Source organism: Dactylosporangium sp. NPDC049140 (genome assembly GCF_040648435.1).
In genome coordinates this window covers 71,881-85,613 of record NZ_JBEZDS010000045.1, presented here as the reverse complement: position 1 = coordinate 85,613, position 13,733 = coordinate 71,881, and the positions used below count along the sequence as shown (strand labels likewise).

Annotated in this window: 15 protein-coding genes; 12 read left to right on the top strand and 3 right to left on the bottom strand. The window is 74.4% G+C overall.

All coding sequences use genetic code 11. From position 1 onward, the window contains the following. Positions 1-248 precede the first annotated feature (248 nt). From AB0B76_RS45445 to AB0B76_RS45415, 7 genes are all read left to right on the top strand, one after another. Entirely contained in the window at positions 249-602 is a 354-nt protein-coding gene (locus AB0B76_RS45445; protein ID WP_360388109.1) for a hypothetical protein, read from the top strand. Between the two features lie 33 nt (positions 603-635). Further along, the gene (locus tag AB0B76_RS45440) at positions 636-1,211 is read left to right on the top strand and encodes a DUF5709 domain-containing protein (RefSeq protein ID WP_360388106.1); all 576 of its coding nucleotides are present in this window, start codon (positions 636-638) and stop codon (positions 1,209-1,211) included. 247 nt (positions 1,212-1,458) lie between these two features. Beyond that, the gene (locus tag AB0B76_RS45435; RefSeq protein WP_360388103.1) at positions 1,459-1,887 is read left to right on the top strand and encodes an ATP-binding protein; all 429 of its coding nucleotides are present in this window, start codon (positions 1,459-1,461) and stop codon (positions 1,885-1,887) included. Between the two features lie 179 nt (positions 1,888-2,066). Beyond that, positions 2,067-2,528, top strand: coding sequence for a DUF3618 domain-containing protein (locus AB0B76_RS45430; protein ID WP_360388100.1), 462 nt, complete (start codon positions 2,067-2,069; stop codon positions 2,526-2,528). A 27-nt stretch (positions 2,529-2,555) separates the two neighbouring features. Further along, positions 2,556-2,837, top strand: a complete 282-nt coding sequence (locus AB0B76_RS45425) for a hypothetical protein (protein WP_360388097.1) — start codon at positions 2,556-2,558, stop codon at positions 2,835-2,837. Between the two features lie 142 nt (positions 2,838-2,979). Continuing rightward, positions 2,980-4,194, top strand: a complete 1,215-nt coding sequence (locus tag AB0B76_RS45420) for a GAF domain-containing SpoIIE family protein phosphatase (RefSeq protein ID WP_360388094.1) — start codon at positions 2,980-2,982, stop codon at positions 4,192-4,194. Positions 4,195-4,216: 22 nt separating this feature from the next. Continuing rightward, a complete protein-coding gene (locus tag AB0B76_RS45415) occupies positions 4,217-4,414 on the top strand; it encodes a hypothetical protein (protein ID WP_360388091.1) in 198 nt (65 codons plus the stop codon). 158 nt (positions 4,415-4,572) lie between these two features. Here AB0B76_RS45415 and AB0B76_RS45410 read toward each other — a convergent pair whose 3' ends face one another. Further along, positions 4,573-5,586 carry a LacI family DNA-binding transcriptional regulator gene (locus AB0B76_RS45410; RefSeq protein ID WP_360388088.1) on the bottom strand — a complete coding sequence of 338 codons (1,014 nt, stop codon included), beginning with the start codon at positions 5,584-5,586 and terminating at the stop codon, positions 4,573-4,575. 88 nt (positions 5,587-5,674) lie between these two features. Here AB0B76_RS45410 and AB0B76_RS45405 point away from each other — a divergent pair, with 88 nt between their 5' ends. The 5 genes from AB0B76_RS45405 to AB0B76_RS45385 all read left to right on the top strand — a co-directional run bounded on the left by AB0B76_RS45405 (position 5,675) and on the right by AB0B76_RS45385 (position 11,202). After that, positions 5,675-7,156, top strand: coding sequence for an alpha-N-arabinofuranosidase (locus tag AB0B76_RS45405; protein ID WP_360388085.1), 1,482 nt, complete (start codon positions 5,675-5,677; stop codon positions 7,154-7,156). A gap of 61 nt (positions 7,157-7,217) precedes the next feature. Then, a complete protein-coding gene (locus AB0B76_RS45400; RefSeq protein WP_360388082.1) occupies positions 7,218-8,531 on the top strand; it encodes an ABC transporter substrate-binding protein in 1,314 nt (437 codons plus the stop codon). Positions 8,532-8,534: 3 nt separating this feature from the next. Then, positions 8,535-9,434 (top strand): sugar ABC transporter permease, encoded by a 900-nt coding sequence (locus tag AB0B76_RS45395; protein WP_360388079.1) that lies wholly within the window; start codon positions 8,535-8,537, stop codon positions 9,432-9,434. Between the two features lie 2 nt (positions 9,435-9,436). Further along, on the top strand, positions 9,437-10,255 hold the full coding sequence (locus AB0B76_RS45390; RefSeq protein ID WP_360388076.1) for a carbohydrate ABC transporter permease: 819 nt from the start codon (positions 9,437-9,439) through the stop codon (positions 10,253-10,255). Next, positions 10,252-11,202 carry a glycoside hydrolase family 43 protein gene (locus AB0B76_RS45385; RefSeq protein ID WP_360388073.1) on the top strand — a complete coding sequence of 317 codons (951 nt, stop codon included), beginning with the start codon at positions 10,252-10,254 and terminating at the stop codon, positions 11,200-11,202. Before AB0B76_RS45390 ends, AB0B76_RS45385 begins: the two co-directional genes overlap by 4 nt. Before the next feature lie 7 nt (positions 11,203-11,209). Here the strand turns inward: AB0B76_RS45385 and AB0B76_RS45380 are convergent, their stop codons facing one another. Beyond that, positions 11,210-11,521 carry an STAS domain-containing protein gene (locus AB0B76_RS45380; protein WP_360388070.1) on the bottom strand — a complete coding sequence of 104 codons (312 nt, stop codon included), beginning with the start codon at positions 11,519-11,521 and terminating at the stop codon, positions 11,210-11,212. A gap of 284 nt (positions 11,522-11,805) precedes the next feature. Further along, positions 11,806-13,656, bottom strand: a complete 1,851-nt coding sequence (locus AB0B76_RS45375) for an acyltransferase family protein (RefSeq protein ID WP_360388067.1) — start codon at positions 13,654-13,656, stop codon at positions 11,806-11,808. Between the last annotated feature and the right edge of the window lie 77 nt (positions 13,657-13,733).

Below are 13,733 nucleotides of genomic sequence, written 5' to 3'. Positions count from 1 at the left end.
ATCTGCGCCGGACGGCGCGCGGGCCGCCCGGATCTGCGAGAAGGTGGTGGGACCGGCGCGCTGACCTGCTCCAGCGCACCCGGCTCGCCCAGCCCGACGAGCCGGCGGGCGGCCCGGCGCGCGGACGACGGCCTGGAGGCCATGGCCGCGGCGGCCGATCGGGCGCTGGAGGCTGGTGGAGTGGTTGTACCCACCGGCGCGCCGGTCAACCACAGGTGTCGGCGCCGCCCGTCCGGGTAGCGCACCGCATGCGCACGTGGAAACTGCCCGCCGCCCTGGCCGTGGCCGCCGGCGCCGGCGCGCTCACCGGCGCCGTCCGGGCGCGCCGCCGCCGACGGCCCGGCCCCGACCGCTGGCACCGCGTCACCATCGACTGCGCGCCGGAGCGGCTCGGGCCGAGACCGCCGCCGCTGGACGAGCTCGGCTTTACCGTCGAGGTACGTGTCCGTCCGGCGCCGGGCGACCACGGCACCGAGCTCGCGGTGCGGATCGCGCCCGACGCCGGCCCGCGGCAGCGGCGGGACCTGCGCAACGCGCTGCGGGCCGTGCGCTCCCGGGCCGAGGCCGGACCACCCCCGGTGTACGCCGCGCGCCTGTCGTGAGTGCCCGGGCCCATGCCGGGTACGTGTTCCGGCATGCGTACCGACGATTACCCCAACCCGGTGTCGGACCCGGAGGCCGCCGGCCTTCCCGACACCGCTGACGATGACTCCACCGGCCGGGGCGACGCCGAGTCCGGCCGCATCGCCGACGGCCCCGACCCCGCCGCGCTGCCGCTGGACCGCGAGGACCGTCCGCTCGCGGTCGACCGCTTCGGCACGACGCCGGAGGAGGCCCTCGCCGGCGAGCCCCTCGACCTGAAGCTCGACCGCGAGGTCCCCGACCCGGCGCTGGAGGTCCGGGCCGCGGACGTACGGCCGGCCCCGGACGACGGCGAGGAGTTCGACCCGGACGCGCTGGCCACCGAGATCGACGCGATCGAGCGCGAGACGGTGATCGACGACACGCCGGTGGAGCCGAACCTCGGCTCCCCGGTGTCCATGTACGACACCGGCATAGGCGGCGGCAACGGTACCGTCGGCCGCCTCGTCAAGCCGGACGAGGGCACCGGTCCGGATGTGGAGACGGACGCGATCGCCTACGACGCGGGCCCGGCCGGCGGCGGGGCGAGCGCCGAGGAGGCCGCGCTGCACGAGATCCCGGAGCGCTGACCCGGCGGCGTGACGGCGGCGGCCGACCGGCGTTCCGCGCGGGTCATGAGGGCTCTCATGGTCTCCTGGTACCCGCTTCCGCCGCTCGTCCCGGGTCCCGGCGGTTCGCGCATCGCCCCGCTCACGGGCCCGCGCGGGGTCACGGTCCGCTGAGCGCGGTCACTGTCGTCACCTCAATCAGGTGTGCGCCGTCGATGTCGGGGTAACCCCGGATCATGCGGATCGAGTGAAATCCGGGGGACACGGCATGCGGGACGACGACAGCGGCAGACCCTCGGGCCGCTCCACGCGCTGGAGGCCCCGGATCGGCACCGACGTGTCGGTCGCCGCCGCGGCCCGCGCCTGGGTGCTGGCCGCGCTGCCGCGGCTGCTCACCCGGCCCGCCCCGGCGCGGCTGAGCGACAACGTCGAGCTGCTCGTCTCCGAGCTGACCGCCAATGCTCTGCTGCACGCCGGCGGGGTCGAGCACATCGACCTGTACTGCACCGACCGGGTGCTCGGCATCTCCGTGCACGACCAGGACTGCGCGCCGATCACCGTGCGCCAGGCGCCCCCGCCGGACCTGGACCACGGCCGCGGCCTGGCCCTCGTCGAGGCGCTCGCCTCGCGCTGGGGCGTGCGGGAGCACCCCGGCGACGGCAAGGACGTGTGGCTCGAGCTGCCCCTCGATCGTTGACAGCGCCGCATTCGGAAGTTTCGTTGCCGTTTGACCAGGGAACAGGGTCGGCGACTCGAGGAGGTGGTCGCCGTGACGGATGTCGGCGCTGGTGGAGTGCGCGACGACGCGTCGACGGTCGACGGCGTGCACGCGGACGTGGACGCGGTCAAGACCGCCGTCCGGGAAGGGCGGAGGGCATGAGCAGTCACGGCAACGACCCCGAGCGGCTCCGCGCGGAGATCGCGCAGACCCGCGCCGAGCTGGCCGGCACGGCCGAGCAGCTGGCGGCCAAGACCGACGTGAAGGCCCGGGCCAAGGAGGCGGCCGCCGGGGCGGTCGACGACGCCAGACAGCGCGTCGGCGCCGCGGCCGGGCAGACCCGCCGGGCCGTGGGCGACGCGGCGAGCACGGTGGCCGAAAAGGCGAGCACGGTGGCCGGCAAGGCCGGTGACACGGCGAGCACGGTGGCCGGCAAGGCCGGAAAAACGGCGAGCACCGTGGCCGGCAAGGCCGGTAGCGCGGCCACCTCCGTCCGCGCCGCCGTGCGCGACGCCGACCTGCCCGCGCAGGCCCACAAGCCCCTGCCGTGGGCGGTGGTCGCCGGGCTCGCCGCGACGATCACCGTGATCATCTACGCCGTCCGCCGCCGGCGGGCGTGAACCCGTACAACGAAGAGGAGACTTTGAATGCGTCTGCTGACTGTGGCCGCCGGAGTGGCCGTCGGCTATGTGCTCGGCACCCGGGCCGGGCGGGAGAAGTACGAGCAGATCGTCGCCAGCACGGGCCGGCTGCGCGAGAACCCCACCGCCGGGCAGGCGGTGCAGACGGTGCAGGAGCTGTTCAAGTCGCCCACGCCGCCGCTGCCGGCCGCCACCGCGACGGTCGAGCCGAGCACCCCGGCGCCGGAGCCGCGCCGGCGCACCCCGGCGAAGGAGACGGCGGAATCGGACTTCGAAAGCACGCTGTGACGGCCGGGGCGGGGCCCGGGGGCGACGATGCTGGATAGACTCGGCACCGTACTGATTCGGCCGGCTCGGTCCTGATGCCCGTGGTCCGGGTCCCCGCCGCCACCGAGGAGGACCCTGTGGCTCATACCGGCGCGATGATCGCGTGAGCGGGCCCGGCGGCGAGCTCGACAGCGCCGGGCAGCTGCGCCGACTGCAGCAGATCACCGACACCGCGCTGTCCCGGCTCGGCGTGGAGGACCTGCTCACCGAGCTGCTGGTGCGGGCGCGGGCCCTGCTGCACGCCGACACCGCCACCGTGATGCTGGTCGACCCGACCGGCAGCGAGCTCATCGCGACCGCCGCCAGCGGCCTGGAGCGCGAGGTGTACCAGGGCGTCCGGGTGCCGGTCGGGCGCGGGTTCGCCGGCCGGGTCGCCGCCGCCGCCGGGCCGCTCGCGATCGAGCACGTGGACGGCAGCAACGTGCTCAGCGCCGCCGTCCACGCCGAGCACATCGCGTCGCTGCTGGGCGTGCCGATGATCACCGAGGGGCGGGTCATCGGGGTGCTGTACGTCGGCACCCGCAGCCCGCGCCGGTTCAGCGCGCCGGACGTCGAGCTGCTGCAGCTCGCCGCCGACCGCATCGCGCCCGCCACGCAGGCCCGCATGCACAGCCTCGACCAGGCCGCCGCGCACGCGCTGCAGCGCAGCCTGCTGCCGAGCCGCCCGCCGTGCATCGCCGGGCTCGATCTCGCCGTCCGGTACGTGCCGGGGGCCGAGGTGGGCGTGGGCGGGGACTGGTACGACGTCTTCGAACTGCCCTCCGGCTGCATCGGCCTCGCCGTGGGCGACGTGGCCGGCAACGGCCTGCGCGCGGCGGTCGTCATGGGCCGCATCCGCTCCGCGCTGCGCGCCTACGCCCTGGAGACCGACGACCCCGCCGACGTGCTCACCCGCCTCGACCGCAAGATCCAGCGGTTCGAGCCGGGCGCCATGGCCACCGCGGTCTACGCCGTCATCCCGCCGAGCCTCGACGCGGTGACCGTCTCCAACGCCGGGCACCTCCCCCCGGTGGCCGTCGAACCGGACGGCCCCGGCCGGCTCACGACGATCAAGCCCAACCTGCCGCTCGGCGCCCACCCCGACGCGCCGCGCGGCACCACGGAGCTGCGGCTGCCAAGCGGCGGGGGACTGGTCTTCTACACCGACGGGCTGGTCGAGCGCCGGGACCGTTCGCTGCCGCTGGGCCTGGCCCGGCTCGCCGCCGCGGTCACGTGCGCGCCGGCCGAGGCCATGTGCGCGACCGTCATGGCCGCGATGCTGGACGACAACGCCCCGACCGACGACATCGCCGTCCTGGCCCTGCGCCGGAGCGCGTGAGCGGACGAGGCCCCGCCGCCCGATGACACCGGGGCGGCCGGGCGGCGGGACCGCGCCCGGTTCAGCCCTGGGCGACGCGGATGCCACCGCCCTGCCGGCCCTGCTCGCCGCCGTGCGGAGGCACCTGGACCGCCACCCGAACCTGGCCGGCCGGATCGACCAGGTGGCCGCCGACACCGTCGAGGTGCGCCGCCGGACCAGCGAGGAGCGGGACGGCTGACCAGCATCGGCCGGGAGCGGGCGGCCGAGCGACGTAGCACCCGCCGGGAGCGGGGGCGGCCGAGCCGGGCGGTGCCGGCGCCGCCTCCGCGATCGCCGCCTGGTCCCGATCCGGCAGCAGCACACCATCGAGGGCCTCGTCATGGGCGAGGCCTGAGGTCAGGCGCTCTCCCTGATCGTCAGGCGGTGCGGCACGAGGCACTCCCGCGGCGGCCGGTCGGCGCCGCCCCCGATCCGCTCGGCCAGCAGCTCGACCGCGAGAGTGGCCAGCCGCTCGATGTCCGGCTCGATCGTGGTCAGGGTCGGGATGGAGAAGCGGCCGTCGTCGATACCGTCGTAGCCGGCCACCGCGACGTCCTCCGGCACCCGCAGCCCGGCCTCGTGCAGCGCCCGCAGCGCGCCCAGGGCGAGGGTGTCGTTGAAGCAGAACACCGCGTCCGGGCGGGCGCCGGAGTCCAGCAGCGCGCGCATCGCGGCGGCGCCGTCGGCCCGGTGCCACCGGTCGGCCGGCGCGAGCAGCGCCGGGTCGGCGGGCAGGCCGGCGTCGGCCAGGGCGGCCTGGTAGCCGGCCAGCCGCAGCCGGGCGCTGACGCCCTCGGCGGTGTGCTGCACGCCCAGCGCGGCGATGCGCCGCCGGCCGAGCGAGGCCAGGTAGGCGGTCGCGTCGCGGGCCGCGGCGACGTTGTCCACGGCGACGTGGTCGGCCGGGCCGCGGCCGTCGGCGGCGTCGATGCGCTCGCCGAGCAGGACGGTCGGGGTGCGGTCGGCGCCGCCGGTGAGCTCCGCGCCGGACAGGGCCAGGGGGCTGAAGATGAGCCCGTCGACCAGGTGGTCGCGGATGCCGGCCGCGACCTCGCGCTCCCGGTCCGGGTCGCCGTCGGTGTGGTCGATGAGCACGGTCCAGCCGTGCGCGGCGGCGGCGGTCACCACGTGCCGGGTCAGCTCGGCGAAGTACGGGTTGTCCAGCTCCGGCACGGCCAGCGCGACGAGCCCGGTGCGGCCCTGGCGCAGGTTGCGCGCGCTGAGGTTCGGCCGGTAGTCGAGCGCGACGATGGCGGCCTCCACCCGGGCCCGCGTCTCGGGGCGGATGTGTGGATACCCGTTGACCACGTTGGACACGGTCTTCACCGAGACCCCGGCCCGCTCGGCCACATGTTTGAGGCTGTGCCGCACGAGCAGCACTGTACCGCGTGCCGAGCCCTTTACAACGTTGCCTACAACGTTGTAAAAACTCATCACGTTCGAACGAAAGGCCACGGCTTTGGATACCGCACGCGTCGTGATCGATCCCGCGTTCCGCATCGGCGAGGCCGACCGGCGGCTCTTCGGGTCGTTCGTGGAGCACATGGGCCGCTGCGTGTACGGCGGCATCTTCGAACCCGGCCACCCCTCCGCGGACCGGCTCGGGCTGCGCGGGGACGTCCTCGAGCTGACCCGCGAGCTGGGCGTCAGCGTGGTGCGGTACCCCGGCGGCAACTTCGTCTCCGGGTACCGCTGGGAGGACGGCGTCGGCCCGGTGGGGGACCGGCCCCGCCGCCTCGACCTGGCCTGGAAGACCGTCGAGACCAACGCGTTCGGCCTCGACGAGTTCATGGTCTGGGCCCGGGAGGCCGGCGTCGAGCCGATGCTCGCCGTGAACCTCGGCACCCGCGGCGTGCAGGACGCGCTGGACCTGCTGGAGTACACGAACCACCCGGGCGGCACGTACTTTTCTGACGCACGGCGCCAGCACGGCGTCGAGCAGCCCTACGGGGTGCGCCTGTGGTGCCTGGGCAACGAGCTCGACGGGCCGTGGCAGGTCGGGCACAAGACCGCCGAGGAGTACGGCCGCCTCGCCGCCGAGACCGCCCGCGCCATGAAGCTGATCGACCCCGGCGTCAGCCTGGTCGCCTGCGGCAGCTCCAACCGGGGCATGCCCACGTTCGCGGCCTGGGAGGCGACGGTCCTCGAGCACGCCTACGAACACGTCGACTACATCTCGGCGCACACCTACTACGACCCCTCCGACGGCGACCGGGCCAGCATTCTCGCCTCCGCGGTGGACATGGACGCGTTCATCGACGAGGTCGTGGCCACGGCCGACCACGTGGGCGCGCGGCTGCGGCAGCGGCGGCGGCTCAAGATCTCGTTCGACGAGTGGAACGTGTGGTACCAGTCGCGGCTCCAGCACGACCTGGACCGCCGCGGCTGGGTCGAGGCGCCGGCGCTGATCGAGGACGACTACACCGCCACCGACGCGGTCGTCGTCGGCGACCTGCTCGTCACGCTGCTGCGCCACGCCGACCGGGTGGGTGTGGCCTGCCAGGCCCAGCTCGTCAACGTCATCGCCCCCATCCGCACCGAGAAGGGCGGGCGGGCCTGGCGGCAGAGCATCTTCCACCCGTTCGCCCTCACCGCCCGCCACGCCCGCGGCACGGTCCTGCGCACCGAGCCGGGCGGGCCGTCGCACGACACGAAGCGGTACGGCAGCGTCGCCTCCCTCTCGACGGTCGCCGTGCACGACGAGGAGGACGGCGCCCTGTCCGTCTTCGCCGTCAACCGCGGCGAGTCGCCCGTCACCACCGAGCTCGACCTGCGCGGCTTCCCCGGCCTGACCGCGGTCGAGCACCTCGCCATCGACGCCGGCGACGCCACGGACGTGACCCCGCGCCGCCTCGACCCGCCCCGCCTCGACGGCGGCCGCGCCACCGTGCGCCTGGCGGGCCCCTCCTGGAACCTCATCCGCTTCCAGACCCCCCGGTAGACCCCCGTAGGACGCCTCCAGACACCCCGACAGAGGAGCGTTGAGAGCAATGACCCCCGCCATGAACAGACGCCATGTACTCGGCCTCGGCCTCGGCCTTGGCGCCGCCGCGCTCGGCCTGGCCGCGTGCGGCGACGACGACGACGCCAAGAACACCGCGCAACCCGGCAACGGCGGCAAGGACTACACCGGCCCGAAGGTGCAGCTGAACCTCTGGAACGGCTTCACCGGCGGGGACGGCGACATCTTCAAGAAGCTCGTCGACCAGTTCAACGGCGAGCACGCCAACGTCGCCGTCACCGTGGCCACGTACAAGTGGGAGGACTACTACGCCAAGCTGCCCGGCGCGGTGTCCAGCGGCAACGGCCCCGACATCGCCGTCATGCACATCGACATGCTCGCCACCTTCGCCGCCCGCAAGGTGATCCAGCCGATCGACGACGTGGCGAGCGCGCTCGGCCTGTCCGAGTCCGACTTCGCGCCGGTGGTGTGGAAGGGCGGGCTGTACCAGGACAAGCGCTACGGCATCCCCCTCGACATGCACCCCGTCGGCCTGTACTACAACAAGGCGCTCTTCACCCAGGCCGGCCTCGACCCGGCCAAGCCGCCGGCCAACCGGGCCGAGATGGAGGCCGCCCTCGCCGCGCTGAAGGGCAAGGGCATCCAGGGCTTCTGGATCAGTCCGTTCCAGTTCACCGGCGGCATGACCGCCTATTCGCTGGTGTACCAGTTCGGCGGCGCCCTGTACAACGCCGACGCCACCAAGGCCACCTTCAACTCCGACCCGGCCGTGGAGGCCGTCAGCTGGCTCACGAAGCTGGTCGCCGACGGGCACTCGCCGGCCAACGTCGGCCAGGACGCCGACTACCTGGCCCTCAAGAGCGGCAAGAACGCCTTCAACGTCAACGGTATCTGGCAGGTCAACGACCTCAAGAAGAGCCCGGACGTGCAGTGGGGCGTGGCCCCGGTACCGCAGATCGGCAGCAGGAAGGCCGTCTGGGCCAACTCGCACAACTTCACCATCGTGCAGCAGAAGAAGACCGACGCGAACAAGGTCGCCGGGGCCAAGGTGTTCATCAACTGGCTCAGCCAGCACTCCCTGGACTGGGCCGCGGGCGGTCAGGTGCCGGCCCGCAACGCGGTGCGCGACGACCCGAAGTTCAAGGAGCTGACCGAGATGAACACGCTCGCGGCGGAGCTGCCCGATGCCGCGTTCCCGCCCGCCGCGCCCGGCATCGGCGACGTCACCGCGCTGTTCTACACCGCCTTCAACGAGGCGGTGCTGGGCAAGAAGTCGCCGAAGCAGGCGCTCGACGACGGCGTGGCCAAGGCGGACAAGCTGCTCGAGGACAACCGGAAGAAGTACGGGAGCTGACGGATGTCCGCCGCGAACGGGGTGGCGCACGGCCGCGCCACCCCGTACCTCTTCCTGCTGCCGTACCTCGCCGTGTTCGGCGTCTTCGGGCTGCTGCCGATCGGTCTCGGGGTGTGGCTGAGCCTGCACCAGTGGGACTTCTCGCTGCCCAACAAGCCGTTCGTCGGCGCCGACAACTACGCCGAGCTGTTCGACCCCGAATCGCTGGTGTACGGCGACTGGTGGGAGAGCGTGCGCGCCACCGGGATCTTCACCGTCGCCTCGGTGCCGCTGCTGGTCGTGCTGCCGCTGGGCATCGCGCTGCTGCTCAACCGCTCCTTCCCGGGCCGCACGTTCTTCCGGGCGGTGTACTTCGCGCCGTACGTCCTCGGCGTGGCCGTCATCGGCCTGCTGTGGCGGTTCCTGCTCGACGCCAACCTCGGCTTCGTCAACGCCGTGATGGAGGCGGCCGGCCTGCCCTCGGGCACGCCGTGGCTGACCGCGACTCCGTACGTGTGGATCTCCCTCGTCGGCGTGACCGTCTGGTGGACGTGCGGCTTCAACGCCGTCATCTACCTCGCCGGGCTGCAGGACATCCCGGCCGAGCTCTACGAGGCGGCCCAGGTCGACGGGGCCGGCGCGTGGGCCCGGTTCCGGCACGTGACCCTGCCCGGGCTGCGGCCCGTGCTGCTGTTCGTCATCACCACCACGATCATCGCCTCGGCCAACATGTTCGGCCAGTCCTACCTCATCACGCAGGGCGCCCCGGGCACCGAGACGCGCACCGTCGTGGCCTACGTGGTCGACCTCGGCCTCGGCCGGAACGACGCCGGACGGGCGGCCGCGATGAGCGTGGCCCTCACCCTCATGCTCGCCATCGTCAGCGTGGCCAACTTCCGGCTGCTGCGGTACCGGGAGGACTGACCATGCGCCGCGCCCTGCTCTACACCGCCCTCATCCTGCTGACCGCGGTTTTCGTGCTGCCGCTGGTGTGGATGGTCCTCACGTCGTTCAAGACGTACCCGGCGGCCCAGCACACCCCGCCGACCTGGCTGCCCGACCCGGTCTCCGGCTACGGCTACCACCGCCTGGCCGAGCCCGGCTCGCAGAACCCGGTGCTGCGCTGGTTCGCCAACAGCATGCTGGCCGCGACGCTGCACGCGGCCACGGTGCTGGTGACCGCATCCATGGCCGCCTACGCCCTGGCCCGCATGCGGTTCCGGGGCCGCCGGCTGATCTTCGGCCTCATCGTCGCGACGCTGTTCGTGCCGCCGGCCACGCTGATCATCCCGAGCTTCCTCATCGCCGACACCGTCGGCTGGCTCGACACCCTGGTCGTGGTCGTCGTGCCCGGCGCCGCCAGCGCGTTCGGGGTGTTCTTCCTGCGCCAGTTCTTCCTGTCGCTGCCGCGCGAGATCGAGGAGGCCGCGCTGCTGGACGGAGCCAACCAGTGGCAGGTCTTCGCCCGCGTGGTGCTGCCGCTGTCCCGCCCGGCGCTGGCCACCCTCACCGTGCTGTCGTTCCTGACCAACTGGAACGACTTCCTGTGGCCGGTCTTCGTGCTGTTCAGCCCGGGCCGGCTCACGCTGCCGGCCGGGCTGGGCCTGCTGCAGGGGGAGTACGTCTCCGACTACCCGGTCATCATGGCCGGGGCTGTGCTCGCCAGCGTTCCGGCGCTGGTCCTGTTCGTGTTCGCGCAGCGGTACATCATCGAGGGCGTCTCCCGCAGCGGCCTCAAGGGATGAGGCGCGTCGCGCTGGTCCTGGCGGTGCTGCTGGCCGGCTGCTCCGGCCCGACGTACACCAACCCGGTCTACGCGGGCGACGCGCCCGATCCGCAGGCGATCCGGGCCGGCTCGACCTGGTACCTCGTGCACACCAACACGGACGGCCGCAACGTGCCGGTGCTGACCTCACCCGACCTGGTCACCTGGACCCCGGCCGGCGACGCCCTCCCGGCGCTGCCGGCCTGGGCCGACCCCGGCAGGACCTGGGCGCCGGAGATCATCCAGCTCGCCCCCGACCGGTTCGGGCTCTACGTGACAGTCGCGGACCGCGACTCCGGCCGGCAGTGCATCGCCCGGGGCGTGGCCGCGCGGCCGGAGGGTCCCTACGGATCCGTGCAGCGGCTCGTGTGCCAGGCCGACCTCGGCGGCTCCATCGACGCGAGCCCGTTCCGCGACGCCGACGGGCGGCTGTACCTGCTGTGGAAGAACGACGGCAACGCGGCCGGCCAGGACACGTGGCTGTGGGCGCAGCGCCTCGCCCCCGACGGCCTGAGCCTGCTCGGCGAGCCGGCGCGGCTGCTGCGCCAGACCGAGGCGTGGGAGGGCCACGTCGTCGAGGCGCCGTTCCTGTGGCGCCACGGCGCCGGGCTGCTGCTGTTCTACGCGGCCAACGCCTACGACACCGCCGCCTACGCCGAGGGCTACGCGCGGTGCGACACGCCGCTCGGCCCGTGCCGCAAGGCGCCCGGCAACCCGATCCTCGCCTCGCGCGGCGGCGCCTCGGGGCCCGGGCACGCCTCGATGGTGGAGCAGGACGGGCGGACCTGGCTGCTTTACCACGCGTGGCCGCCCGGCGCCGAGGGCTCGACGTCGCCGGGCCGCCGGCTCTGGCTGGACGAGGTGACGTGGGACGGCGACACGCCGGTGGTGCACGGCCCGACGGACACGGCCCGGCCGGTGCCCTGAGGCCGGGTCAGTTCGCCAGGTCGAGCAGGCCGACGACGGCCAGCACGTCCCGGGCCGGCTCGCTGAGGCGGCCGACCCGGAACCGTACGCCGGCGGTCCGGGCCCGGTTGCGCGCCGCCAGCAGCACGCCCACCCCGGCCGCGTCGAGCAGCGTCACCGCCCCGAGGTCCACGACGACCCGCCGCAGCCCGTCGCGGGCGAGCACGTCCGCGACGGCGTCGAAGAGACGGTTGCCGGAGTCGACGTCGACCACGCCGCTGACCGCGACCGTCGCCTCGTCGGCCCCGCCGTCGACCCGCACGGCGAACTCGTCGAGCAAGCGGAGACCTCCTCTCACCGGCGGCACGAACCCCCGTACCACCTGGTACCCAACGGGCGCGCGCTTCGACCGCCGCCGAGGTGGTAACCGTTGCGGGTGACCCCGGAAGCTGCCGGTGGGTCAGGCCGTGGGGCCCGGGTGCAGCTCCGCGGCGCCGGCCACCGCCACCTGAGGAGGAACCCGAGGTCCGCCACCGCCGCGACGGCGAGGTAGGCCGAGGCCAGGCCACTGCGCATGCCGGTAAGTTCGGCAGCCCGGCCCCGTTGCTGCGTTGCGGTCCGGTTTCAGATGGTCGCCAGCCGGGCCAGCTGCGGCGCGAGCCACGGCGCGACGATCTGGCGCACGCCGTCCGGGGTGAGGTGCAGGCCGTCGCTGCGCACCCGGACCCCGCCGACGGTCCAGGCGAACGCCCCGGCCGGGCACAGCACCCGGTTGAGGTCCAGCACCACCGGCCGGCTCGGGTGGTCCGCGGCGGCCCGGGCCAGCAGCCGGTTCCAGGCGTCGACCCGCGCGGGCTCGTCCTCCGGCCACAGCCCGCCGTCCGGGCGCTCCTCGCGGTGGGTGTACGGCGCGCTCAGCAGCGCGACGCGGGCGCCGTGCGCGGCGGCGAGGTCGAGGGCGCGGTCCAGCTGGCCGGTGAGGTACGCGTCGTAGTCCGCCTCCCCGACGTGGGTCCACCGGTCGCCGAGCCGGCGGTCCATGAGCTCCCAGCGGTCGAGCAGGATCACCACCACGTCCGGGTCGTCGGCGGCGACGGACCCGCCCCAGCGCGACTCCCAGGTGGCGCAGTACGGGTAGTTGGCGTGCAGCGCGCCGCCGTAGCGCACGTCGGGCAGCACGGCGATGCCGCAGCCCTGCACGCCCTGGTTGCTCAGCGTGAACTCCGCGGCGCCGGGCCAGTAGGCGCCGAGGGTCCACGAGACCGAGTCGCCGATGACGGTGACCCGGGGCGGTCCCGGCCGGCGGCCCGCTCGCCGCACCGGGGGAGTCGCGACCGCGGGCGCCGCGACCGGCGCCGCGGCGGGCGTCGCCGGCACCGGAGGTACCGCCGCCGCGGTTCGGGGCTTTTCCGCGGGAACCGCGGCGAGCAGGGCGATCGCCGCCGCGGCCGTGGCGATCGCCGGGAGCGGACGCCGGCGCCGGACCGGCTGCTCCACGAGGTGGAAGCTGGCGGCGGCGACGGCGAGGGTGGCCCCCACCCGGACCGCGAACAGGGGCGGGCCGGCCAGGCCGGTGCGCTCGGCGTCGAGGATCGCGAACAGCGGCCAGTGCCACAGGTAGCCGCCGTAGGAGACGCGGCCGATCCAGCGCAGCGGCGCCACGCCGAGCACGCGCGCGGGCGCGGCGACAAGGGCGGCGGCCGCGAGGGCGATGAGCACGAAGCCGCCGCGGTACAGCGCGGCGGTGTCGCCGTGGACGCCCAGCGCGGCGGCGGCGAGGACCGCCGCCCCGACCGCGGCGGCCCATCGGCGGCCCCGCAGGCCGGGCGGGGCCGCGGCGAGGGCGGCCCCGATGAGCAGGGCGCTCGCGCGCGTGTCGGTGCCGAAGTAGACGCGGTCGGGCGCGGCCGGGTCGTACAGCACCGCGGCCGCCACCGCCGAGGCCGCCGCCCCGGCCAGCGCGCCGGCGCCGATCCACCGGCGGGGGTGCGGAAGGCGCCCGGCGAGCATCAGCAGCAGTGGCCACAGCAGGTAGAACTGCTCCTCGATCGCCAGCGACCAGGTGTGCTGCAGCGGCGAGGCGGCGGCGGTCTGGGTGAAGTAGTCGCCGCCGCGGTAGATCATGCGCCAGTTGGCCCAGTACGTCAGCGCGGCGACGGCGTCGGGGCGCAGTGGCGCCGGGTCCTGCCCGGGCAGCAGCCGCGGCCCGGCGAGGACGACGAACGCGACGACGAGCGCGAGCGCGGGCATCAGCCGCCGGGCGCGGCGTCGCCAGAACTCGCCCAGCCGGAGGCGGCCGCGGGAGTCGTACTCGTCCAGCAGCAGCGACGTGATCAGGTAGCCGGAGAGCACGAAGAACAGGTCGACGCCCAGGAATCCGCCGGGCAGCACCGCGGGCAGCCCGTGCGCGAGCAGCACCCCGCCCAGCGCGACGGCCCGCAGACCGTCCAGCGACGGCTGGTAGCGCAGCGACACGCGGCGCCCGCTGCCCCGGGGCCGGGCCCGCAAACCGGCCCGGCCGGGTTATCCCTCCAGGCCCGTCGCCCGATGGG

What these genes read in the sequence shown, in the direction of transcription:
- AB0B76_RS45445 (WP_360388109.1), top strand. Translation starts at nt 249, where the DNA reads ATGCGCACGTGGAAACTGCCCGCCGCCCTGGCCGTGGCCGCCGGCGCC.
- AB0B76_RS45440 (WP_360388106.1), top strand. Translation starts at nt 636, where the DNA reads ATGCGTACCGACGATTACCCCAACCCGGTGTCGGACCCGGAGGCCGCC.
- AB0B76_RS45435 (WP_360388103.1), top strand. Translation starts at nt 1,459, where the DNA reads ATGCGGGACGACGACAGCGGCAGACCCTCGGGCCGCTCCACGCGCTGG.
- AB0B76_RS45430 (WP_360388100.1), top strand. Translation starts at nt 2,067, where the DNA reads ATGAGCAGTCACGGCAACGACCCCGAGCGGCTCCGCGCGGAGATCGCG.
- AB0B76_RS45425 (WP_360388097.1), top strand. Translation starts at nt 2,556, where the DNA reads ATGCGTCTGCTGACTGTGGCCGCCGGAGTGGCCGTCGGCTATGTGCTC.
- AB0B76_RS45415 (WP_360388091.1), top strand. Translation starts at nt 4,217, where the DNA reads ATGACACCGGGGCGGCCGGGCGGCGGGACCGCGCCCGGTTCAGCCCTG.
- AB0B76_RS45400 (WP_360388082.1), top strand. Translation starts at nt 7,218, where the DNA reads ATGAACAGACGCCATGTACTCGGCCTCGGCCTCGGCCTTGGCGCCGCC.
- AB0B76_RS45395 (WP_360388079.1), top strand. Translation starts at nt 8,535, where the DNA reads ATGTCCGCCGCGAACGGGGTGGCGCACGGCCGCGCCACCCCGTACCTC.
- AB0B76_RS45390 (WP_360388076.1), top strand. Translation starts at nt 9,437, where the DNA reads ATGCGCCGCGCCCTGCTCTACACCGCCCTCATCCTGCTGACCGCGGTT.
- AB0B76_RS45385 (WP_360388073.1), top strand. Translation starts at nt 10,252, where the DNA reads ATGAGGCGCGTCGCGCTGGTCCTGGCGGTGCTGCTGGCCGGCTGCTCC.